Source organism: Paenibacillus macerans (assembly GCF_900454495.1).
Taxonomy (GTDB): Bacteria; Bacillota; Bacilli; order Paenibacillales; family Paenibacillaceae; genus Fontibacillus; species Fontibacillus macerans.
The window spans coordinates 5,041,436-5,064,314 of sequence record NZ_UGSI01000001.1 but is presented as its reverse complement, the minus strand read 5'-3'; the positions used below and the strand labels follow the sequence as shown (position 1 = coordinate 5,064,314).

General features: G+C 54.9%; 17 protein-coding genes and 1 riboswitch. Of the genes, 11 read left to right on the top strand and 6 right to left on the bottom strand.

All coding sequences use genetic code 11. The features are described 5' to 3' along the window. Position 1: 1 nt before the first annotated feature. Positions 2-138, bottom strand: a riboswitch (cyclic di-AMP (ydaO/yuaA leader). Between the two features lie 221 nt (positions 139-359). Together DYE26_RS22540 and DYE26_RS22535 are read right to left on the bottom strand one after the other, a co-directional pair. Continuing rightward, positions 360-1,190: a hypothetical protein gene (locus tag DYE26_RS22540; protein ID WP_036618029.1), complete on the bottom strand. Its 831-nt coding sequence runs from the start codon at positions 1,188-1,190 to the stop codon at positions 360-362. A gap of 93 nt (positions 1,191-1,283) precedes the next feature. Continuing rightward, a complete protein-coding gene (locus DYE26_RS22535; RefSeq protein WP_036618027.1) occupies positions 1,284-3,284 on the bottom strand; it encodes a M1 family metallopeptidase in 2,001 nt (666 codons plus the stop codon). Between the two features lie 118 nt (positions 3,285-3,402). On the opposite strand from DYE26_RS22535, the gene DYE26_RS22530 reads away from it, so the two are divergent. After that, positions 3,403-3,915 carry a YwhD family protein gene (locus DYE26_RS22530; RefSeq protein ID WP_036618025.1) on the top strand — a complete coding sequence of 171 codons (513 nt, stop codon included), beginning with the start codon at positions 3,403-3,405 and terminating at the stop codon, positions 3,913-3,915. A gap of 537 nt (positions 3,916-4,452) precedes the next feature. Here DYE26_RS22530 and DYE26_RS22525 read toward each other — a convergent pair. The 3 genes from DYE26_RS22525 to DYE26_RS22515 all read right to left on the bottom strand — a co-directional run bounded on the left by DYE26_RS22525 (position 4,453) and on the right by DYE26_RS22515 (position 9,094). Continuing rightward, a complete protein-coding gene (locus DYE26_RS22525; RefSeq protein ID WP_115311268.1) occupies positions 4,453-5,355 on the bottom strand; it encodes a transposase in 903 nt (300 codons plus the stop codon). A gap of 867 nt (positions 5,356-6,222) precedes the next feature. Further along, positions 6,223-6,888 carry a DNA-3-methyladenine glycosylase gene (locus tag DYE26_RS22520; protein ID WP_036618022.1) on the bottom strand — a complete coding sequence of 222 codons (666 nt, stop codon included), beginning with the start codon at positions 6,886-6,888 and terminating at the stop codon, positions 6,223-6,225. A 133-nt stretch (positions 6,889-7,021) separates the two neighbouring features. Further along, positions 7,022-9,094, bottom strand: coding sequence for a transglycosylase domain-containing protein (locus DYE26_RS22515; protein ID WP_036618020.1), 2,073 nt, complete (start codon positions 9,092-9,094; stop codon positions 7,022-7,024). A 284-nt stretch (positions 9,095-9,378) separates the two neighbouring features. Here DYE26_RS22515 and speE point away from each other — a divergent pair, with 284 nt between their 5' ends. From speE to argS, 4 genes are all read left to right on the top strand, one after another. Continuing rightward, positions 9,379-10,206, top strand: a complete 828-nt coding sequence (gene speE, locus DYE26_RS22510) for a polyamine aminopropyltransferase (protein WP_036618018.1) — start codon at positions 9,379-9,381, stop codon at positions 10,204-10,206. 247 nt (positions 10,207-10,453) lie between these two features. Then, positions 10,454-11,425, top strand: a complete 972-nt coding sequence (locus tag DYE26_RS22505) for a hypothetical protein (RefSeq protein ID WP_051985141.1) — start codon at positions 10,454-10,456, stop codon at positions 11,423-11,425. 161 nt (positions 11,426-11,586) lie between these two features. Continuing rightward, positions 11,587-12,006, top strand: a complete 420-nt coding sequence (locus DYE26_RS22500) for a YwiB family protein (RefSeq protein ID WP_036618016.1) — start codon at positions 11,587-11,589, stop codon at positions 12,004-12,006. Between the two features lies 1 nt (position 12,007). Beyond that, positions 12,008-13,687 carry an arginine--tRNA ligase gene (gene argS, locus DYE26_RS22495; protein ID WP_036618014.1) on the top strand — a complete coding sequence of 560 codons (1,680 nt, stop codon included), beginning with the start codon at positions 12,008-12,010 and terminating at the stop codon, positions 13,685-13,687. Between the two features lie 151 nt (positions 13,688-13,838). Here the strand turns inward: argS and DYE26_RS22490 are convergent, their stop codons facing one another. Further along, complete coding sequence (locus tag DYE26_RS22490) at positions 13,839-14,981, bottom strand: S8 family peptidase (protein WP_036618012.1); 1,143 nt, start codon at positions 14,979-14,981, stop codon at positions 13,839-13,841. Positions 14,982-15,446: 465 nt separating this feature from the next. On the opposite strand from DYE26_RS22490, the gene rpoE reads away from it, so the two are divergent. From rpoE to rho, 6 genes are all read left to right on the top strand, one after another. Beyond that, complete coding sequence (rpoE, locus tag DYE26_RS22485; protein WP_036618010.1) at positions 15,447-16,022, top strand: DNA-directed RNA polymerase subunit delta; 576 nt, start codon at positions 15,447-15,449, stop codon at positions 16,020-16,022. 321 nt (positions 16,023-16,343) lie between these two features. Beyond that, positions 16,344-17,945, top strand: a complete 1,602-nt coding sequence (locus DYE26_RS22480) for a CTP synthase (RefSeq protein WP_036618008.1) — start codon at positions 16,344-16,346, stop codon at positions 17,943-17,945. Between the two features lie 218 nt (positions 17,946-18,163). Then, a complete protein-coding gene (locus DYE26_RS22475; RefSeq protein WP_036618007.1) occupies positions 18,164-18,541 on the top strand; it encodes a response regulator in 378 nt (125 codons plus the stop codon). Between the two features lie 555 nt (positions 18,542-19,096). Beyond that, on the top strand, positions 19,097-19,951 hold the full coding sequence (locus DYE26_RS22470) for a class II fructose-bisphosphate aldolase (RefSeq protein WP_036618005.1): 855 nt from the start codon (positions 19,097-19,099) through the stop codon (positions 19,949-19,951). 200 nt (positions 19,952-20,151) lie between these two features. Then, complete coding sequence (locus DYE26_RS22465; RefSeq protein WP_036618003.1) at positions 20,152-21,405, top strand: UDP-N-acetylglucosamine 1-carboxyvinyltransferase; 1,254 nt, start codon at positions 20,152-20,154, stop codon at positions 21,403-21,405. 113 nt (positions 21,406-21,518) lie between these two features. Then, positions 21,519-22,853: a transcription termination factor Rho gene (rho, locus tag DYE26_RS22460; RefSeq protein ID WP_036618001.1), complete on the top strand. Its 1,335-nt coding sequence runs from the start codon at positions 21,519-21,521 to the stop codon at positions 22,851-22,853. Positions 22,854-22,879: the final 26 nt, after the last annotated feature.

Genomic DNA, 22,879 nt, shown 5'->3' with positions numbered 1-22,879 from the left:
ATTATGCTCCTTCCAATGCCTACGAGGTTAGCTTAAGGATTCGGTTGAAGGTTCCCTATGATCCCTCGCTTACGAGATCAATTCACCCAAAGTGGTTCCCCCGTTTCCCCGGCGCAGGGAATTCGGCTTTGATTTCTCACCTGATAAGACTTATTCGACGTAACTTGCTATTTTCCTGCCAAAGATGACAAAAATAATTACAAAACTGTTACTGAAATTGTGTTGCTGTTATTTTAACAAAGACAGGGATCATTTGGCAATGGTTAATTCGCGAGACTAAGAGGGGAAAACCTGACACAAGGCCTTCGCAAAGTCGCGGAGGCCTTGTGCCGTAAAGGTTTCAGAGAGATGAAAAAATTTTAACTTTTCTCGGTTTTTGTCTGCCAGAGGCGATATTGCGAGGTGACCTGCCAAATTTTAAAAGCGCTGCGACAGAGAGGATAGGTTTGCTGGAGGATCAGCGCCAGCATTCCGGTCCAGATCCAGGAGACCGTTCCGAACAGCAGGAACACGCCCAGCCCGAATGCGCCCAGTATGCAGGAGATCCCGATGCCCTGAAGAAGGTGCCGGAAGCAGACGAGGAGGGAACCCCAGACGCTTGATTTGAACAAGTACCCAAATTGTACGTAGAGAATGCATTGTCTCACCAGCCAGCCGTATACGAACCAGCCCAGGATGTAGATGAGACCCTTCAGCAGCGGGGCCATCTGTCCTCCGGCCCCCAGCAGATGCGGCCATAAAACAAGGAGCTTGGGAATAACCCAGAAGGCCGGGATAATGATTAAAATAAGTTCAATGGCATAAAACAGGACAACCGGCTTCCAGAATTCTTTCATTCCGCGGAACAACGGCAGTCCGTGTCCACGGCTCTCGGAGGGGACAAGCCCGTATAGAATTCCCGCTTGAATAAGAGGCGTGAGCAGGAGGCGTAGGACCGCCATGCCGATCAGCAATCCTAAATAGAGGCGGACGTCCGGATTGCTCCCCAAATGGATACGCCCTTCCAGCAGGAACAGAATTCGGCTGAGTTGCGTGGGCGGCGGATCCGGATGCCTTTGCAGTAGCGCGGTAACGGCGGTATCGACCAGGCGGTACAAAAACAATCCCCACAGCAGTTGATACAGGAACAAAATGATGACGGAGGGAAACTGGCTTTTCAGCAGGCTCCACCCCTGACGCACATAAGTCATATTTTCACCTCTTAAAAGTTTTGCGAGCGTTGCTTTACTCGATATGCTTCGAGCAAAACTACTTCAGAAGCATAAGCTGAGTTCTGCCGGCGTTTACCATATAAGTGTTCCGAGCAGGGCTTCCAGCAGCTTGGTCACGCTCATATTGGAGCGCGAAAGAAGGGGCTCGGGTACTTCCGTCTTCAAATAATTGTTGATGTGTTTGTTTTCGACCACCAGCGAATAGTCGGGATCGATTTGCACCCAAGCAAGCGGTTCCTTGTATTGCAGTTTAAGCTCGACGCGGCTGTCCTCGCCTCTCCATTGTTTTCGCACCGTATGGCCGTCCTTGAACGTGAACTGCAAGGGTACCTTCGGATAGGTCGCCCCTCTGCGGGAGATGACGACGGTGGATTCGTAAACGGCGGTCCCGTCCTGGAGGAGCGGATTCACCGTGATTTTGTCGACGGAGAAGTCGGCCATTTTGCCATCGTATACATACTGCGAAAAATAGTTTTTCCAGCTGCGCCCGGTGACCTGTTCGACCACCCGCTGGAAATCGGCCGTCGTTGGATGTTTAAAGCGGTACTTGTGGGCGTATACCGTTAAAATGCGCTTCATCGTTTTGCTTCCCACCTGGCGTTCAATATCGAGCAAAATAAGCTTGCCGCGGTAATAGACATTTTTGGTATAACCGTCGCTGGATCCGTACTTCCAGGCGTTCTGGGTCAGCGGAGCCGGTGAGGAAATCAGGGCGGCCTGGATCGGGAGCGCCGGGGTGATGCCGAACTCCTGCTCCATTAATTTGTCCTCCGCATAGGAAGCGAAGCCTTCATCCAGCCAAGCCTCTTCAAATTCATTGCTAGCGATCATGCCGTAAAAAAACTGGTGCGCGATTTCATGAATGACCGTCCGCTCCAGCTCATCGTAACCGGGAGAATCGCCGCTAGCGCCAAAAGCGGTCACAAGCGTCGGGTATTCCATCCCGCCGGCTCCGTTTCCGTCCGCGGGGGGCACCACGATGGACAGGGTGGAATAAGGATACCGTCCGTACCACCTGCTGAAATTGGACAAAGCCGATTTGGCCGCATAGAAGTAGCGCTCTTTCAAATCCTGATGGGCGGGGTCCAGGTAAAGCTTGATCCGCACGCCCGGCACCTCGGAGGAGGAAAAAGGCTCTTCCGCGTAAATGAAATTGGGGGAAGCCGCCCAGGCGAAGTCATGAACATCGTCGGCGTAAAACTGCACCGTTTTCCGTCCGCCTTTGACGGCGGCTTTTTTCGTCTGAAATCCGGTAGCGGCAACGGTATAGGCTTCAGGCACATTAATTCTCACGCTGTATATGCCAAAGTCGGCATAGAATTCGGAATTTCCGTGGTATTGATGGAGATTCCAGCCTTCCGCCGCGCGCCCCCGGGTGCCCGCAGGCTCATACACGCTGATTTTCGGAAACCACTGCCCGGCCATCACGAAATTCCCCGCCGTCCCCATCCGCGCAAAAACCTTCGGCAGCTTGACGGTGAACTTCATCTTCAACGTAAGGCTTTCCCCGCCTTGAACCGCTACGGGCAGACGGACTTTGGCCAAAGTTTTGTCCTTCGCGTTGCCGTCATCCGGCTGCACATACTGCAGCCGGTGGAGCAGGGAAATGCCGTCCGTCGTCCGCAGCTCGGTGATTTCCATGGAGCCCCAGCCGTCCTTAGGCATGATATCTCCGCGCAGCTTGCCGCCCGATTCTTTCATAAACGTGGTGTCCGGTGAGGAGAAGGCGTTAGGGTACAAGTGCAGATAAATTTCGTTGACCGTTTTTTTTCCGGGATGGGTCCATGTCAACGTCTCCGTGCCGATAAGCGTTCCGTCCCGTTCATTAAGCGCAACGTCGATGTGGTATTCGGCGACCCGGTTGCTGAGCACCTCCGCCTTCGGCTGTTGAATGCTTTCGGCCTGCGGTGCGGCCGGGGTTTGTCCGGTTTTTTGGACGACCTTGGGCTTGCCCTTTTCCGGGGCGAACGAAGCCGCATTTTCCGGGCCCGCGTGGAGGGCATACCCAGCCGTTCCGAGAATTAAACACAAAGCAAGGATGGAAATGCCATAGATCTTAGTACGTCGGGTCATACAATGGATACCTCCCGTTGACAAGCATCTACAGCATGTATATGTTTGCTTTTGGCAGATTATTAGCTAAAATTGAATTAATCAATAAGGCCCCAGATTCACGATAATGGAGGACATTATGGATCAATCACCAAAAACGGGTAAAAAAATCTTCGCCCTGAATATCATCAGCAACGATGAGAAAAGTAAGCATAAAGGTTTTGGCGCAGGCTCCATCGATTTGAACAGCATGTCACCGGTCATCATCGACGGCGATGAAGCGTACATCGATGTCGGGGCGATGCACGCCAAAAGTAAGGTGGAAAAAGGCATCAAATTTTCGATGAACCGGGAGGATGTCCCGAACGGACGGCAGGTTTGGATCGTCTGGGTCGCGGTCGACCGCGGACCGGAAGGGCAATTTTACGGCGGGATGACCGCCTGCGAGATGTGGATCGATACAGAGGCGCGGCGCGGCTGGAAAATCCTTGCCGACCACGTCAATAAAATGGACTACGCCCTGAAGCGGCGGGTCATCCTGGAGGGATTGACGGCGGCGCAAAAAGCGGCGCTTAAAAACCTGTTGATCGATACCAACGCCGAGTGGTGGGAGCGCACGCCGGAAGAGCTGAAGAGCGCATTGAAAGCTTAAAAGTCCGTGAGATGCAGATAAAAAACAGTGAACCCTTGCCGTCCAGCCTGCGGCAAGGGTTCACTATTTTTTTCGGCATATATGGAACCTATACCTCAACTTTCGCAGAGCAAAAATTAGCTTGAGTCCCTGGGTTGAAAGCTTGAGGATAGGGAAGTGGGGGTGGACGGTAGATCAACACTCCCTGTCCGGAGACTTTGCACGATTATCCCGTTTGATCAGGTAGCAGAGAAACAGACAAGCTCGGGAGAAGATATATTTGGTGGAGAAGCAGATAGGTTCGAGATAATTTAGACGGCCTTAGGAGAAGAAATCAGGTTTAGAGGGGTGAAGCAGACCGGACAAGAGATCAAGACAGGAAATCAAGAGAGGAAATCAAGACAGGGGATCAAGGACAAGACGCAAAGGAAACGAAAAGACCGTGATTTTGTTGTAGCCTGAACTCCTTCCATCTGCAGCAACGCCCGCACTGTTCATGGTAACCCCTACCCATTAAATTGATCTTCATCAAGTACCCCTACCGTTCCAGCGTCCTGATCAGGCTGCTGCCCCAAGAGGCTGGTTCGGTTGGCGTGCGATCAGCCGGCGGTAAGGGATCGCCGGAATCGCCACACAAATGCGCAGCAGCTTCTGCCGCATTGTTTCTTCCTCTCCTTGCAGGCGCAGCCGACGGCGCCCGGTGTATTCGTTCAGATACGCCTGCAGATGCTTCAGTCCCAAGGCTCCATACGTACTCTTCAGCGATTCCCACGCCTCTCTTACCACTTTCCGCAAGGGCACATACAGCCGAAAGGCCTGAGGGAACGACTGCACCGCCGATGTATGGACATCCACATGCCCGCCAATAAACGCGATTAGATCGTGACGGTTTGCCCTTTTTTCGCCTCCCCGCTTATGCGGTACCAGGCGGATTTTGACCTGCTCCGGCTCGCCCGACTCCGTGACTGTGCATCCCGCTACGACCGCCGAGGCATACGGATGTGAAAGCTGACACCGGGACGGATTACGCCCATACTGATCGCTGTTCACCTTCACGTCTCCGGAAAGCAGCTCCCGGGCATCGAACTCCCCCACGGCATGGCGTATTTTGTGCAGCATTGACCAAGCGGTCTTGTAGGTGACCCGGACCACCTTACTCAGCCGCAGCGCCGAGATGCCTCCCTCAAGCAGGAATAAATCCAGGGCCTCGAACCACTTGAGCAAGGGCAAATGCGTTCCTTCAAAAATCGTGCCGACCAAAGGCGACGTTTGATGCTTGCACTTTCCGCACTCGAATAAGGGGATATGCCGGGAAGTCAGACGGCTGCACCAGGTGTGATCACAGCGCGGGCAGACAAAGCCGCTTGGCCACTTCATCGCGATTAGCGCCTCCATGCAGTCCTGTTCGCTGTTAAAACGGTTGCTGAATGGCTGAAGTTCCGTTCCCGCATTGATCTCCATGTTTGCTCGCCCCCGAATCAAGAATACACGAACATAAGTTCCGTTTATTTCATTATACCAAACACACGTTCCCTTATCAAGCTAAAAATTTCACCTTAACCGCCTCATTTTTTCCTCAGCTTTTTTGTGTTTTTTCTTCTCTTTTTTTGGAACCCTTGACTTGCTCTAGCCCCACCCCTGCTCCCTGTTCCTTAACGAAGGGGATAATCGTGCAAAGGCAGACAGCAGGCAGGGACACCAAGACACGAACGCTTTAGACAGTCCTTTTGGACAGCCCCCTCACCTGGCGTCGATTTGTGACACTCCTCGAGACGGCCACGGTGCAAAAGGTAGATACACTAACCTCGCCGAATCGTGAAGCCTCTACATCGTTGACGTTTCCTCAACGAAGTAGCCCAAAAAGCTGTGAAGACACTGTCCGCCAATGATTCAACGTCACTTAAACCCGGCCAATTTTGCTTAGACAAATAACGCCTCCTCACAACCATTAGAATGGGGAATAGGTCTTTTTTTGTAAAATAGCCGCAGCTACAACTGTTAAATCTCCGGTGGGCACAATTTCGATTTCGAAAATCTTTTATTAATCGGTTTTCTTAGAAAGTACTGGTAAGATCAAACGATTTGCCGCCTTCTGGGCTTAAATTGAAACCCTCTCAATCGAAATGGAGAATGGAGCCGGTCCGCCCGGTGTAGGCCAGCCCGTCATCAGCGTTGAGACCGTTGATTTGAATCCATTGGATGTCGTCCTCTTGGCGAATGATTTTGCGTGTTTCATCGGTTGATCCTCCTACTGAACAAGTAGATACGTAGAATTAAACGGATGAAACACGCCAAAGTTGTGGGATAAAATGGAATCCAGTCCTATTCCTAATTCGTCCAAACAACGGCCTGCTTATCAACGACCGAAACGTACGGGTTATCGCGGAGATAAAATCGCCATGGCTTTTCGGTATATTCCGCGGCGTAAGCGATATTGATCCGCGGCGCCTGCATAACGGCGCCGCCGGGCGCGCCGTCTCCGGCTTCCAGCCACAGCGCCGCCCCGGGCTCGCGGAGCGGCACGCCGTTCAGCGACTTGTCGATGTCCAGGGCACGGCACAGCCTGCCCGGTCCTCCCGACAAGTCGACCGGACGGCGTGCGTTCGTGCCGCGGCGCTGGCGCATCAGCGCTTCATCGGCCGGGGACAGCGGCTCCACGGCGCGGATCAGCACCGCCTGCGGATCGTCCGGCACGCCGGTAACCACGTTTAGGCAGTTGTACATGCCGTAAATCAGGTAAATATAGGCGATGCCACCCTCGCCGAACATCACCTCGGTGCGTGCGGTGCGGCGCCCGCCGAAGGCGTGGCTGCCTTTATCCTCCACGCCTCCGTAGCTCTCGGTTTCCACGATGCGGCAGCGGATGTCGCCGTCCTCCGTCCGGCGGACCAGCGTGTGCCCCAGAAGCAGAGGGCCGGCTTTCAGGGCGGTGAGCCGATAAAACTCCGGAGGCAGCGGGCGGCCGGGGATGATTTTTTTCGCGATTTGGTTCATATCCAAGGGAGTCTCCTTTAAAGAGGTGTTTGAAGTTGCATTTTAAGCTTTGCAGTTACAAACTAAACTCCTTTTTATGGTATAGAACCGGGCGCGTTTCGTCCACACATCATGAGAGTGCCGCCTACCCGCTTCAGTCCATCCACCAGCGTTTCAAATCGTTCCACCAGGAATGGGTTTCCCGCTTCTCCGTCTGAGCCGGTTCCGGGAGCGGCTCCGGCTTTCCTTCCCCGTGCGCTTCGCAGTATTCCGTCGGTTCGGTTCCCTGGATGAACACCTCCAGCTTCTTGTCGGGGCAGTCCGTCGTCGCCAGCTTGCCGGTCTCCGGGTCGATATAGACGCTGACGACACCGTCGGGAATCGGAAAAATTTTCGGCGGCACTTTCTCCAATGCTTTTTCCGTATATTTGGCAAAAATCGGCGCAGCCTTTCGCGATTCCGCGGTGCCGAGCGTTTTGCCCTTGTCGTACCCGACCCAGACGGCGGTGGACAGCTCCGGCGTAAAGCCGACAAGCCAGGCGTCCGTGCCGGTCGTGCCGGTTTTGCCCGCCACCGGGCGCTTGATTTCGCCCGCCACCCGGTTCCCGGTGCCCCCGGTTTCAAATACGCTCTCCATTAGGCTGGTTAGCACGTAAGCCGCCGCCGGATCGACGATTTGCTCGGGCTTGGGCGTTTTGGCCTCGTACAGTACGCGCCCGCTGGAGTCGGTGATTTTCAGCACGGCCACCGGTTTAACGCTCCGGCCCTGATTGCCGATCACCGCAAAAGCGGTGGCCATTTCGAACGGGCTGACCGGGGATGTGCCCAGCGCCAGCGACGGCACCGGCTGCAGCGGGCTGGTGATCCCCATTTTCCGGCCCAGCTCGATCACCTGTTCGGCGCCGACGGTCAAAATCGTGTTGACGGCGTAAATGTTGTCCGAGTGGGCGATCGCCTGGCGCATGTCGATTTCTCCCAAATATTTGTCCCCAAAATTTTTCGGACTGTAGGTTTTGCGGTTGTCGTCATAATGAAACAGCGTGGGCTGGCTGCTGAACTTGCTGGCGCTCGTCATTTTGCCGGAGGCCAGCGCGGACAAGTACATGATCGGCTTAAAGCTGGAACCCGGCTGGCGGGTCGTGGCAAAGACATGGTTGTATTGGCTCTGCTTGTAATTGGCCCCGCCGACGAGCGCCTTGACGTATCCGTTGCGCGGATCGATGGAAATCAGGGCGGCTTCCAGCTCCGGCGTGTTCCCCAGCTCCGAGGCCACGGCCGCCTCCGCCGCCTGCTGGGCGTCCGGATCGAGCGTCGTGTAAATGTTCAGCCCGCCATGCTCCAGCAGCGTTTCATCGAACCCCAGTTCATCCACCACGACGCTGCGGATGTAATCGCGGAAGTAAGGAGCTTTGTCCACGGGATTTTGCTGCTTCGGCGACTGAAAGGCCAGCATCTCGTCATAGGCGCGATCCGCCTCCTCCCGGGAAATGTCCCCGGTAGCGACCATGGCCGAGAGTACGGTGCGCTGCCGGTCTTTGGCGTTTTTCATATGATTAAAAGGCGAATAATACGTGGGCCCCTTGGGCACTCCGGCCAGCATGGCGCTTTCGGCCAGGCTCAGGTCTTTGGCGGGCTTGCCGAAGTACATTCGCGCGGCGGCCTCGATTCCGTATGAGCCGTGGCCGTAGTAAATTTCGTTCAAATACATGCGGAGGATGTCGTCCTTGTCGTATTTCATTTCCAACTGGGCCGTGTATAAAGCCTCTTTAATTTTTCGCGACCAGGTCCGCTCATGGCTGAGAAACAGATTGCGGGCGAGCTGCTGCGTCAACGTGCTGGCCCCTTGAACATTGCCCATCTCCTTTAAATTTACAAGGGCCGCACGGGCCATGCCTTTCAAGTCAAAGCCGAAATGATCGTAAAAATGCCGGTCTTCGGTTGCCAGTGTCGCCTTGATCAGCCAAGGTGAAATCTCCGGGAGATCCACGCTTTCGCGGTTTTTGCCGCCGTCCGAAAAAACGGCGATCGTGTTCCCCTTGCTGTCGATCAACTGCGAGTTTCGGTCGGAATCCGCCAGGGGCAGATCGGCCTGATACAGGTATAGCAGCAGGATGCCAGCGGCGCATACGCCCAGCAGTCCGGCGCCGAGCGTAAGCTTGAACAGCAGCCGCCAAGCCCGGCGGGGCTTGCGCTGGTGGTATCTGTCACTGCGAGCGAGTTTCTGCACGGAAGGGCTCTCTCCTTTCAAAGCTCTATACTGAACCGTTGCTGCGGTGTTCCCGAACCGTTTCTTTTTAGTATGGGAAAGTTTGGGGGAGATCATTCATCGGAGCCGTTTCAATACGCTAGTCATTGCCAATCGGGCTAATATCCGAGTTGCTTTAAGCGCTTAGGCGGATCGTGTGTTATTATCTTTTTGTTTGGTACAATATAGGAAGTGAGCTTTGCTGCAGCGCGAACTGGAAAACGGCCCCGGCCGAACACTATTCTGGCGGAAAGAAGGTTGGTACGATGGAACTGTGGTTTACGGAGAAGCAGACGCCGGTCTTTGGCATTACGGCGAAAATACGCGAAACGCTGGTCACGGAAAAAACGGAATTTCAGGACCTGGCGATGATCGATACCGAGGAATTCGGGCGGATGCTGGTGCTGGACGGCATGGTGATGACGACGGTCAAAGACGAGTTCGTTTATCATGAAATGATGGCCCATCCGGCGCTCTGCACCCATCCAAACCCGAAGCATGTGCTAGTGGTTGGCGGCGGCGACGGCGGGGTGATCCGCGAAACGATCAAGCATCCGGAAGTGGAAAAGGCGGTGCTGGTGGAGATCGACGGCAAGGTCATCGAATATTCGAAAAAATATTTGCCGGAAATCGCCGGCGCGCTGGACAACCCCCGGGTTGAAGTTCAGGTGGCCGACGGCTACATGCATATTATAGAAAGCAAAAATAAGTACGACGTCATCATGGTTGATTCTACCGAACCGGTGGGACCTGCGGCGCCTTTGTTCGAGCGCGGATTCTACCAAGGCATTTACGAAGCGTTGAAGGACGACGGCATCTTCGTTGCCCAGACGGACAACCCCTGGTTTAAGGCGGATTTGATCCAAAGAGTGAACAAGGACGTCAAGGAGATTTTTCCGATCGTCCGCGTATACGGAGCCAACATTCCCACCTACCCGAGCGGATTATGGACGTTCACAATGGGCAGTAAGGTGCATGACCCTCTGGAAGCGAAAGAGTCGAAAATCCCCGAGCTGGATACCAAATACTACACGCCGCGGATTCACAAGGCCGCGTTTGTGCTGCCGAAATTCGTGGAAGACCTTGTGAAATAGGGACGCCGCATGAGACCGATCTCTTGCCAATCTCGGCAACGTGTTCATTTGCAGCTTTTGTGAAGCAGACAAGGAAAGCATCCGTTCGTCCTGCCTTGGGCGGCGGATGCTTTTTTTGTTGGCGTGGGACTTTTTGAATAGGTCAGGGGTTGGGAAAACATGCCATTCGTACCATGAGCAATGCAACCTGAGTATGATAGTATGAATTATGTCATTATTTGTTGAATTAAGGCGGGATGGCAATCAAATGAACAGAACTCTACGAAACGCAATGGCATACGCGATGATGATATTGGTGGTTCTCGTTGCCGGATGGTTATTTTACGGACTGCCTGGGAATAAATCGCACTCCTCCGACTACGGACAAAGGGGGGATCAGGCGGCGGAAATGCCGGCCGACCCGGCGGATTCCGCGGTGAAGCAGCCGGACGCGGCCGAATCTCCTTATTTGCTGGATCATCTTCCTTTTAAGGAAGAGGATGTCACCGCGGTTACGGCCAAGTCGGACAGCGGCAGCGTGCAGGTTCCCGCGGAGCGGCAGGCGGCGCTGCTGCAATCGCTGCGGCTTACCGATATGCAGGGGGCGGCGGTGAAGGAGAGCCCGGAGGCCGAGCGGAAGCCGGTAGTCTTGCAATTTGCGTTAAAAAATTCAAGCTACGAGCTAACCTATGACCTGGCGCTGAATGCTTTTCAATATGACGGACACGCCTATTACGCCGATGATCAAGTGCTGCTGCTGATGCAGGGGCTTTTCCGCGAAAACGGGCAACTGGCTTCGCTCGATGCGCTGCTGGAGCAGGCGCGAGTAGAGCAGGAACAGGCCGGCGCCGCGGAGCCTCAGGCGCTGGAAGCCACCCGGGCCGAAGTGGACGGGCTGGACTTCGATGGCTGGGAGCGGCGGCTTGCGGAGGAACCGGCGGAGAATGTCCTGTGGGAAAAGCCGTTTTACGATGACAGCGCGGGGCGGGTAAAACAGGCCAGACTGTATAAGGATGGCGTGCTGGCGCTGAACCGGATCATCGTTTTCACGGCGGCGGACCATCAAACCGCGGACGGAGTCAAAGCCGGCATCGGAGAGGACGACGTGATGGACAAGCTGGGGCCCCAGGCGCTTAAGCTGGTAAGCCGCTGGAGTTACAAGGTCGGGGATTATTATCGGTTCCATGTGTACTTCCAGGACCGAAAAGTAAAATACGTCGTGTTAAGCCAGCCTTTGTAAGGCAGGACGAGCCGCTGATGAAGCGGCTTTTTTAGTTGTTAAGAAGGACGGGCGCCAAACGCGGGCATACTGTGCATATTGAATTGCCGGGACGAACTGGATATAGTAGTACAGTAAGAAACGATGTAATATATAGAGTACGGAATGAGGGTTTGATGCGTATGCCGGAGATGCGCCCGGTCAAGCTTGTGTTGACGAGCCGGCAGGGACAAGACGAGACGGTGCAGTCCCTGACAGGAAATGCGATGATTCGGGACGGAGCGGTCTACATCCGTTATAATGAGCCGGTGACGGAGCCGGCCGGCGGGATAACGCGAACGATGGTTAAAATTACCGGGGAAGAACTGAAGATCATGCGGCACGGGGACGTGGAGGCGGAGCAAACGTTCCGCGCCGGACAACGGCTGCCGGGTTTTTACCGCTCCCCATTTACCCGTTTTAACTTGTCTACCGATACCGTAAAAGTGGATTCCCGTCTGAATGGCGTGGCCGGCCTGGTCACCTGGGAATACGATTTGTACGTATATGAGGAGTTATCGGGACATTTTGCAATCAGTTTACATATACAGGAGGAAGTTTGATATGCCACACAATCCGTTGGAACAAATGAACCAGGCGTTAAAGGAAGCGATTCTGGAGGCGATCGCCGCCGCCGGGCTGGCGCAGCCTGAGGAAATCCCGGCCATCGTGCTGGAAGTGCCGAAGGACAAGGCGCACGGCGACTTCGCCACCAATGCGGCTATGCAGCTGACGCGCATCGCGAAGAAAAACCCGCGTCAAATCGCCGAAGAAATTTTGGCCAAGCTGGATTATTCGAAAGCCGGGATCGAAAAGGCGGAAATCGCCGGTCCCGGGTTCATCAATTTTACGCTGGGCAAAGGGTATCTGTACCCGATCCTGCTGGAGGTTTACCGCGCGGGGGAAAACTACGGCCGCATCCAGCAAGGCAATGGGCAAAAGGCCCAGGTCGAATTCGTCAGCGCCAATCCGACGGGCAGCCTGCATTTGGGCCATGCGCGCGGCGCGGCGGTCGGCGACGCGCTTTGCAACTTGCTGGATTTCGCCGGATACGAGGTAACGCGGGAATATTACATCAACGACGCCGGGAACCAGATCGCCAACCTGAGCAAATCGATCGAAGCCAGATACCTGCAGGAGCTTGGACAGGACGCGGAAATGCCGGAAGACGGGTATCACGGCGAAGACATTAAAGGCTTCGCCCGGGAACTGGTGGCGGAACAAGGCGATAAGCTGCTGTCGATGGAGCCGGAGGCGCGTGCGGCTTTTCTGCGCAAATATGGGCTGGAGAAGGAACTGGCGAAAATCAAACGCGACCTTGAACGTTTCCGGGTCCGCTTTGACGTATGGTTCAGCGAAACTTCCCTTTACGAGGACGGGCAGGTGGAAGCTTCGCTCGCCGAACTGCGCGAGAAAGGCCAAACCTACGAGCAAGAAGGGGCAACCTGGCTCAAAACGACGGATTACGGCGACGACAAAGACCGCGTGCTGGTGAAAAACGACGGCACCTACACTTATTTGACCCCGGATATCGCTTATCACCGGAACAAATACGACCGCGGGTTCGACCGCATCATCAACATTTGGGGCGCCGACCACCATGGCTATATTCCGCGCGTCAAGGCGGCGATGCAGGCGATCGGCAAGGATCCGGAGAAGCTGATCGTGCTGATCGCCCAGATGGTCAGCCTGTTCCAGGACGGCGAGAAGGTGAAAATGTCCAAACGGACCGGCAAAGCGGTTACGATGGTGGACCTGATGGACGAAGTGGGCGTCGACCCGATTCGCTATTTCTTTACGATGCGCAGCATGGACTCGCATCTTGATTTCGATATGGATCTGGCCGTTTCGACTTCGAACGAAAATCCGGTCTACTACGTGCAGTATGCGTATGCGCGGATCTGCAGCATTTTCCGCCAGGCCGAAGAACAGGGCATCAGCGTACCGGCGCCGGAAAACGCTGACCTAACCAAGCTGACGGCGGAGCATGAATTCGATCTGCTGCGGAAAATCGGCGAGCTGCCGGAGGAAATCGGCGTCGCGGCCGCCAACTACGCGCCGCACCGGCTGGTGCGCTACGTGTATGACCTGGCTTCGCTGTTCCACAGCTACTACCGGGCGGAGCGCGTCATCACCGACGACGCGGAGCAAACCGCGGCGCGGCTCGTGCTGCTCGGCGGCGTGCGGACGGCGCTCGCCAACGTGCTTGGCTTGATCGGCGTGTCCGCGCCGGAAAAGATGTGATTGTTGCGGCCCGGCCTTGGCTCCCGGGCGAAATGCAAGCCGCCTCTCCACGGTGCTACGGGGGAGGCGGCTTTTTGGTGCGCGGCCGCGCCTGTCCGCTCTGCCGGGCCGGCCATGCCCGTGCCGCTGCACCGGCCTCCCGGCGCCGGGCCTAGCTCCGCCGGGGCTTGGCGCGCAGCAGGCGGGCCGCGCTGACCTCGCCGGCGCCCTTTGCCTTGGCGCTGCTGGCGGAAGGGAGCGGGCGCGCGGTACGGCGCAGGCGGCGCTTGATCTCGCCCGGCTTCAGGTCGGGCTTCAGCGCCAACAGCAGGGCCACGGCTCCGCTGACGTGGGAGGTGGCCATGGAAGTGCCGCTCATCTCGCGGTACCCTCCGCCCAGCCACGAGGACGTTATTTTTTCGCCGGGGGCGTAAATGTCGATGTACGGGCCGTAATTGCTGAAGGAGGCGATGCGGCCGTCCCGCCCGGTAGCCCCGACCGAAATGGTCAGAGGATACCGGGCCGGGTAATCGGCGCTCCGGCCTTTTTTATCGTTTCCGGAGGAGGCCACGACAACGATCCCTGCGTTATGGGCTTTGCGAATGATGTTCTGCAGGGCTTCGCTGTTGCTTTTCATTCCGAAACTCATATTCACAATATGCATCCGGTTGCGGACGCACCAGTCGATCCCCAAAATAATATCGGAAACGTACGCGGATCCGTTATGATCAAACGCTTTAACAGGAAAGATCAGCGAGCGAGGGGCCACGCCCATCATGCCTTGCGATCCGCCCGAAGCGGCGATGGTGCCGGCAATATGCGTGCCGTGGCCGTTGTCGTCGTAAGGAAGGCTAATCCGATTCAGCAAATTGATCCCCCTTGCCAAAGAGTGGCGCAGGTCGGGATGGGCGAAGTCGGCCCCCGTGTCGATCACGCCGATGCGAATCCGGTATCCGGTCGAGACGGACCACGTTTCCGGCGCGCCGATGCGTTTTACTCCCCAGGGAATCCCGGAATTTTGCCCTTTGCCGGAAGGAGCGGGACTATGAACGCTGACTCGGGAATCCTCCTCGACGGAAAGGCCGAATCGGGAGCGGGCCGCTTCCCCTCGCAAGCCAAGGGGACAAATCAGGGCCTGCAGCAGCGGCGAGGTTCGGATTTGCCGCAGCGCCGGATGCTTTCGCTTATGCTGAAACAACTGACGTACGCATTCGGCGTATTCGGCCGGATGCGGGAAGCGGATGATGTAGCGTCCGCTTTTTCCGGAGGTGTCGACATGTTCGTTCAAATAACGCAGAAATCCGGAATAGTCCATATTCAAGTAGCCCCTCCTGACGAAGCGTGTTGCAGTATAGTATGACAATCCTCTCTCCAGCGAGTGGGGAAGAGTCCTGTTTTGCGGGAAATGGGCCTCTGACGGAAGTTAGGCTGCAACATGGCGTGTCAAAGCGGGAATCTGGACATAGGATGAAGGGAAGGCCGTTTTGGCGGCTTTCACCAACCTTGGGAGGGCCGCCAAGCCTTCTTTAGGGGAGGGTACAGTCAAGGGGCGGAGAACCGCGGGTTCTTCGCCTCCTTCCATTTTGCGGCCAAGACGCCTCGGAGGGCGGGCAACATGGCGGATGCGCTTCCGGTCCTGTTTTTAAAACTTGCAATTTAGTGGCAAATAGGTTTTACTAATGTGTGATATGGATATGTTAGTGAAGGAAAACGATCCGCGAGGGACGGTTTCGCCTTTGCTTTATAGTGAACTATTTGCGTGAGAGGAAGTGTCCGTAACGTGAGTACCCCGCTCAATTTGAACATCGACCCGGAGAAGGTTCAGGAAATCCCTATGGTCGACTTGGCCTTTATGATTCTGAAAGCGGCGAACACGCCGTATTACTACCGCGACCTGATGAACGAGGTTGCCAAGCTCCGCGGTATGACCGAGGAACAAATCAACGAAGCGATTGCTCAACTCTATACGGAAATTAATATCGACGGACGGTTTGCTTGCGTAGGCACCAATCTGTGGGGCCTTAAGCGCTGGTACCCGATCGACCGCTCGGAGGATCCGGTGGCCAGCTCCAAACGTCCGCGCATCATTAACGATGACGACGACGATCTGGAAGACGAGGATTTCGTGGAGGAAGAAGACGGATACATCTCCGACGAGGACGAAGACTACGACGCCTTGGACGAGGATGGGGACGACGAATTGTTCCCGGACGACGACGAAGACGATGTGGATGACGTCGAGGACGACACCCTGCTGGATGATGAGGAATTGGAGGACGAGGACGCCCTCGTCGACGAAGAAGACGAAGTGGAAAGCGAAGACGAGTACGACGACAGCGATGACGACGACTTGTAATGGGCTAGGACGTTTTTTTACCCGTTTTCCATGCGATAAAACGCCTTGAATTGTTCAACGCGTTCCCGCGGCGCCTCACTTGACACGGACAGGGGTAACGGGTAAACTATTGCATGGGCTTATGATTCAAACTTATAAAATAACGAATTTTCAAAAAAGTGCCCCGATTAACTCGGGTGTCACTTTTTTGTTTTTTTTATGCGCATTTGGCTATGCCGCCGTTTGTTGGGTTACGCTAATGATCGCTAACGATCCAAAGTTCCCGAATTTCTGGAGTCCAATTTTTTTGAAACATGTACTATCTTTAGGAGGTTTTTAGCTGTGGCAAAATACATTTTCGTGACAGGCGGGGTCGTATCCTCGCTAGGGAAAGGAATTACGGCTGCGTCGCTGGGCAGGCTGCTTAAGAACAGAGGCTTGAAGGTAACGATCCAGAAATTCGATCCTTATATCAACGTCGATCCGGGGACGATGAGCCCCTATCAGCACGGCGAAGTGTTCGTCACCGACGACGGGGCCGAAACGGACCTTGATCTTGGCCATTACGAACGGTTCATCGACATTAATTTATCGAAGAACAGCAACGTAACGACGGGGAAAGTTTACTCTTCGGTCATCGGCAAGGAGCGCCGCGGAGAGTATCTCGGCGGTACGGTGCAGGTGATTCCGCACATTACGAACGAAATCAAAGAGCGCGTGTTCCGCGCCGGGCGCGAAGCGGGTTCCGACGTGGTCATTACGGAAATCGGCGGCACCGTCGGCGATATCGAAAGCTTGCCGTTCCTCGAGGCGATCCGCCAGATCAAAAGCGATATCGGACGCGAGAACGTCATGTATATCCACGTGACGCTGATCCCGTACATTAAAGCGGCCGGCGAAGTGAAGACAAAGCCGACCCAGCACAGCGTCAAGGAGCTGCGGAGCATCGGCATTCAGCCGAACGTGATCGTCTGCCGGACGGAGCATGCCCTGTCGGACGACATCAAGGGGAAGATCGCCCAATTTTGCGATGTCGACCCCAGCGCAGTGGTGGAATGCCGGGATGCGGATACGCTGTATGAAGTACCGCTGAATCTGCGCGACGAAGGGTTGGACGAAATCGTCGTCAACCATCTCAAGCTGACGACGCCGATGCCGGATATGCGCGAGTGGGAAAGCCTTGTCGAGCGGATCAACAAGCTGGAGAAGACGGTGGAGATCGCCATCGTCGGCAAATACGTCGCGCTGCACGACGCTTATTTGAGCGTGGTCGAATCGCTGTCCCACGCCGGATTTGACGCAAATAGCGACGTGAAGATCCGCTGGGTGAACGCGGAAGAGGTGACGGACGCCAACGTGGCCGAACTGCTGCAAGGCGTCGGCGGCATTCTGGTGCCGGGCGGCTTTGGCGACCGGGGGATCGAAGGCAAGATTACGACGATCCGTTACGCCCGGGAAAACAAGATTCCGTTCTTCGGTATTTGCCTCGGCATGCAGGTGGCGGTGATCGAATACGCCCGTGCCTTGGCCGGCCTGCAAGGCGCCAACAGTTCGGAAATCAATCCTTCCACCGAGTATCCGGTCATCGATTTGCTGCCGGAGCAGAAGGATATCGAGGATCTGGGCGGAACGATGCGGCTCGGTTTATATCCTTGCAAGCTTGCGCCGGGTTCCCTGGCCATGCAGTGCTATAACGATGAGCTGGTGTACGAAAGACACCGTCACCGGTATGAGTTCAACAATGCCTACCGCGAAACGCTGGAACGCGTGGGGCTGCGCATTTCCGGCACTTCCCCGGATGGGCGGCTGGTCGAAATTATCGAACTGCCGGATCATCCTTGGTTTTTGGCGGTACAGTTCCATCCGGAGTTTACGTCCCGTCCGAACCGGCCGCAGCCGTTGTTCCGCGAGTTTGTCAAAGCTGCGATTACCCATTTGTCCTAAGCCCTGTTGGGCGTGGCTCCGCGTTTGCCGGTTAGGCGGCACGGCGCGGAAATAGGCCGGGTTGTCCCGCTCTTCCCTCCGGCCCGAGGCACCTGTCTGAAATCCGGCCTGCGAAATTTTAAGTCTCTTTTTTCCAGTAGAGAAGGGATTTCCAAATTAAGGGCGAATATCTTAGTATTACCAGGATTACAGGGTTGATTCGGTGGGAGGGTTTTTCCGTGGAAGAGAAGAAAGTGTTAATTGTCGACGATCAGAACGGTATCCGCATTTTATTGATGGAAGTCTTCAGCAGCGAAGGGTATAAAACGTTTCAGGCGGCCAACGGCAAAATGGCTTTGGAAATCGTCCGCAGCGATTCGCCGGATTTGGTGCTTCTCGACATGAAAATCCCGGGAATGGATGGAATTGAAATCCTCAAGCACATCAAAGAGGTCAATCCGGACATCAAAGTCATTATGATGACGGCGTACGGCGAGCTGGACATGATTAAGGAAGCGACCGATCTCGGGGCCCTGATGCATTTTACGAAGCCTTTTGACATTGATGAAATGCGAGTGGCGGTGAACATGCTGCTGAAAGGCGGCGCCGTCATTTAGTTGGTAGTGAACCTCCTTGAGGAGTTCTGGGCGATTTACGCTTGGGGTCCGCGAAGGGAGGTTCTTTTTTTTCATGCAGGAGGGCATCCGCTTGGGTGGTGCAAGGCCGGATAACGCTCGAGGGACCGGTTGACTCGGGATATGGTTGGTGGCGGTACGGCTGACCAAATGCAAAAGTGCAGGCGATTATTGTCGAAACAGTTCAATATGGCCGGTTCAAATGCAAAGATGCATTTCATTTTCGCCGATTTGATCAAAATTCCCCCCAGGCTCCATTTTCAAATACACTTTTGCATTTTATCGCTCTAAGTATCCGAATTCGGCACATTTCGAATGCACTTTTGCATTTCGTGAGAGTTGGTATATTCTGATTCGCATAGCCGGATTTCCGTTCCCCTATATACATGGGCCTTGCCGCTTCTCCCGGCGAAAGTGCTTGCTCCCGCAACCCGGAAAGCTCCAATAGTAATTTTGACAAGTTGTGGTATAATAAAAAAGTGTGTGAATGTCGGCTAAATAAGATAAAATCCCACATCCTTAGGAGGATTGAAACCAATGCCATTAGTATCGATGACAGACATGTTGAACAAAGCGCTTCAAGGCAAATACGCAGTGGGTCAATACAACATCAACAACCTGGAATGGACCCAAGCGATTCTCGCTGCCGCCGAAGAAGAGAAGTCCCCGGTAATCCTTGGCGTATCCGAGGGTGCAGCCCGCCATATGAGCGGCTTCTACACCGTTGTTAAAATGGTGGAAGGCTTGCTGCATGACATGAAAATTACCGTTCCTGTAGCCATCCATCTTGATCATGGTTCCAGTTTTGATAAATGTAAGGAAGCGATCGACGCCGGATTTACTTCCGTTATGATCGACGGCTCCCACCATCCGATCGACGAAAACATCGCCATGACGAAGAAAGTCGTTGAATACGCTCATGCCAAAGGCGTTTCCGTAGAAGCGGAAGTCGGTACCGTCGGCGGTCAGGAAGACGATGTTTCCGGCGGGATTCAATATGCCGACCTCAACGAATGCATCCGCATCGTAAATGAAACTGGAATCGACACGCTGGCTCCGGCACTTGGCTCCGTGCATGGCCCTTACCATGGCGAACCAAACCTCGGCTTCAAAGAGATGGAAGAAATCCGCGACGCGGTCAAGCTGCCGCTCGTATTGCACGGCGGGACAGGCATTCCTACCCATGACATCCAAAAAGCGATTTCGCTCGGCACTTCCAAAATCAACGTAAATACGGAAAATCAAATCGAGTTCACCAAGGCGGTTCGCGAAGTGCTTGCCGCAAAACCGGACGTATACGATCCGCGTAAGTACATCGTTCCGGGCCGCGACGCCATCAAAGCTACGGTTATCGGGAAAATCCGTGAGTTTGGTTCCAACAACAAAGCCTAAGGGCTTTTGGTAGGCTTGCATACCTTCCTGTACGGGGAGCGTTGTCCGGTGTCATCGGACCGCCCCGGGGAACTGGCTGGTCCAGCTGAATAAGGTGACTTGGAAAGTACACCGCTTGTCGGTGTCTTTCCATTTTCACCGCAAATAACGTGGCTTAGGTTCGTTTGCCGACGCAAATACGTAGGGGGATCCTTGAACTTATGGAGAAATTAATGATCCGTGGCGGACGTCCGCTGCGCGGCAGCGTCTCGATTAGCGGCGCTAAGAACAGTGCGATCGCGTTGATTCCGGCTGCGATTCTGGCGGAATCGGAGGTCGTGCTCGACAACCTGCCGGTTCTGAGCGATGTGGCCGTGTACGCGGAAATTTTGGGAGAGCTCGGAGCCCGAGTTCAGTGGGAAGGCAACCAGATGCGCATCGATCCCGCCGACATCAGATCGATTCCGATGCCCAATGGACCCGTCAAGAAGCTGCGCGCTTCCTACTATATGATGGGAGCCTTGTTAGGACGATTTAAAGAAGCGACGATCGGTTTGCCGGGCGGCTGCAATTTTGAGCCCCGTCCGATCGACCAACATATCAAAGGATTTGAAGCGCTTGGCGCAACCGTGACGAATGAGCACGGATCGATTCACCTGCATGCCAAGGAGCTGCGCGGAGCCAAAATTTATTTGGATGTCAGCAGCGTCGGGGCAACGATCAATATTATGCTGGCGGCTACGCGAGCCAAAGGCGCAACGATTATCGAAAACGCGGCCAAAGAGCCTGAAATTATAGATGTAGCCACCCTGCTGAATTCCATGGGGGCGATTATTAAAGGCGCCGGAACGGAAACGATCCGGATCGAAGGCGTCACGGAGCTTAGAGGCTGCCGTCATTCCATTATTCCCGACCGAATCCAGGCGGGCACCTATATGATCGCGGCGGCCGCCACGCGCGGCGACGTCCTCATCGACGGGGTGATCCCCAAGCATCTTGAGGCGTTGACCGCCAAACTGCTGGAAATGGGCGCTGAGGTCGAAGAGTTGGATGAGAGCATCCGCGTTATCGGCCAATCCGCTTACGGACATGTCGATGTCAAGGCATTAGTCTACCCCGGTTTTCCTACCGATATTCAGTCCCCGATGACAAGTCTGCTAACTCAGGCCAACGGCGTAAGCGTGCTGAGCGACTTTGTTTACAGCAACCGGTTTAAGCACGTCCCGGAGCTGGTGCGTATGGGAGCGAAAATCCGGGTGGAGGGCCGTTCGGCGATTATCGAAGGTTCCAAGCTGAATGCGGCTAAAGTGAAAGCGGCCGATTTGCGCGCCGGTGCGGCGCTCGTAGTGGCCGGTTTAACCGTAGAGGAAGGGATTACCGAAGTATCCGGCGTTGAACTAATCGACCGGGGCTACGACCATCTCGTTCCTAATTTGCGGGCTTTGGGGGCGGACGTTTGGCGAGAGGCGGAATAACTTTTTCGCCCCTTGCATAAGTTCCCAAAGAACGGGAATAATAGGGTCAGAAGTCTATTATTTTATTTTTACTTCATAGATTCCAAAAAAATTGAATAGGTGGTTATTTTATTATGGATCTGCAAATCGCCGATTTGGAAGGGATGAAACTGACCGAGCTGTACAAGCTTGCGAAGCAGTATCAGATTCCTTATTACGGCCAGTTGAAAAAGAAAGAATTGATTTTCGCAATTTTAAGGGCGCAGGCAGAACAGAGCGGGCTGATGTTTATGGAAGGCGTGCTCGAGATTTTGCCGGAAGGGTACGGTTTCCTAAGGCCGATCAATTATTTGCCCAGCACGGAAGACATTTATATTTCCGCTTCCCAAATCCGCAAGTTCGATCTGCGTACGGGGGACCTCGTCTCCGGGAAGTGCCGGGCTCCGAAAGAAAATGAACGGTATTTCGGACTCCTTCAAGTCAACGCCGTCAACGGAGAGGATCCCGCCGCTGCCTCCGAACGGCTGCATTTCCCGGCGCTTACTCCGCTTTATCCGCAGAAGAAGCTCGTGCTGGAAACTTCCCCAACCCACTTATCCACCCGCATCATGGATTTACTTGCCCCGGTCGGACTCGGACAACGCGGTTTGATCGTGGCGCCGCCAAAAGCAGGGAAGACGCTGCTGCTCAAAGAAATCGCCAACAGCATTTCCACCAACAATCCCGATATCGAGTTATTCGTATTGCTGATCGACGAACGTCCGGAAGAAGTGACGGATATGCAGCGTTCGGTAAAAGGCGAAGTCATCGCTTCGACGTTCGACGAGCTTCCGGAGAATCATATCAAGGTGGCGGAGCTGGTACTGCAGCGCGCATTGCGGCTGGTGGAGCACAAGAAGGACGTCGTGATTCTGCTGGACAGCATCACGCGGCTCGCCCGGGCGTACAATCTGGTCGTTCCGCCGTCCGGCCGCACGCTTAGCGGGGGGATTGATCCTGCGGCTTTCCATCGTCCGAAGCGGTTTTTCGGCTCGGCCCGGAATGTGGAGGAGGGCGGCAGTCTGACGATTTTGGCGACCGCGCTGGTCGATACGGGGTCGCGTATGGACGATATCATTTACGAGGAATTTAAAGGCACCGGCAACATGGAGCTGCATTTGGACCGCAAGCTGGCGGAGCGCCGTATTTTTCCGGCCATCGACATCCGCCGTTCGGGAACGCGCCGCGAGGAAGTACTGTTGACCAAGGAAGAGCTCGATACGATCTGGTCGATCCGCAAAAACATGAACGATTCCTACGACTTTGTGGAAGGATTCCTCAAGAAGCTGCGGGATTCGAAGACAAACGCGGAATTTCTGGCTTCCTTCGATACGGCGGGCGGCTCGCCATCCGCAAGCGGAAACGGGGGAGCACGCCGTCCGGTACGGACCGGTTCCGCTTCATCTTCGCCGCGGATGGGTTCGTCGTAGGCGAAAGCCGGTTCGGCGCACGGTTG

Excerpts from the sequence above, each read along its gene's own strand:
- DYE26_RS22535 (WP_036618027.1), bottom strand. The coding sequence starts at position 3,284 with ATGACCCGACGTACTAAGATCTATGGCATTTCCATCCTTGCTTTGTGT.
- DYE26_RS22470 (WP_036618005.1), top strand. The coding sequence starts at position 19,097 with ATGCCATTAGTATCGATGACAGACATGTTGAACAAAGCGCTTCAAGGC.
- DYE26_RS22490 (WP_036618012.1), bottom strand. The coding sequence starts at position 14,981 with ATGGACTATTCCGGATTTCTGCGTTATTTGAACGAACATGTCGACACC.
- DYE26_RS22525 (WP_115311268.1), bottom strand. The coding sequence starts at position 5,355 with ATGGAGATCAATGCGGGAACGGAACTTCAGCCATTCAGCAACCGTTTT.
- DYE26_RS22505 (WP_051985141.1), top strand. The coding sequence starts at position 10,454 with ATGAACAGAACTCTACGAAACGCAATGGCATACGCGATGATGATATTG.
- DYE26_RS22540 (WP_036618029.1), bottom strand. The coding sequence starts at position 1,190 with ATGACTTATGTGCGTCAGGGGTGGAGCCTGCTGAAAAGCCAGTTTCCC.
- DYE26_RS22530 (WP_036618025.1), top strand. The coding sequence starts at position 3,403 with ATGGATCAATCACCAAAAACGGGTAAAAAAATCTTCGCCCTGAATATC.
- DYE26_RS22520 (WP_036618022.1), bottom strand. The coding sequence starts at position 6,888 with ATGAACCAAATCGCGAAAAAAATCATCCCCGGCCGCCCGCTGCCTCCG.
- speE (WP_036618018.1), top strand. The coding sequence starts at position 9,379 with ATGGAACTGTGGTTTACGGAGAAGCAGACGCCGGTCTTTGGCATTACG.
- DYE26_RS22465 (WP_036618003.1), top strand. The coding sequence starts at position 20,152 with ATGGAGAAATTAATGATCCGTGGCGGACGTCCGCTGCGCGGCAGCGTC.
- argS (WP_036618014.1), top strand. The coding sequence starts at position 12,008 with ATGCCACACAATCCGTTGGAACAAATGAACCAGGCGTTAAAGGAAGCG.
- DYE26_RS22500 (WP_036618016.1), top strand. The coding sequence starts at position 11,587 with ATGCCGGAGATGCGCCCGGTCAAGCTTGTGTTGACGAGCCGGCAGGGA.
- rho (WP_036618001.1), top strand. The coding sequence starts at position 21,519 with ATGGATCTGCAAATCGCCGATTTGGAAGGGATGAAACTGACCGAGCTG.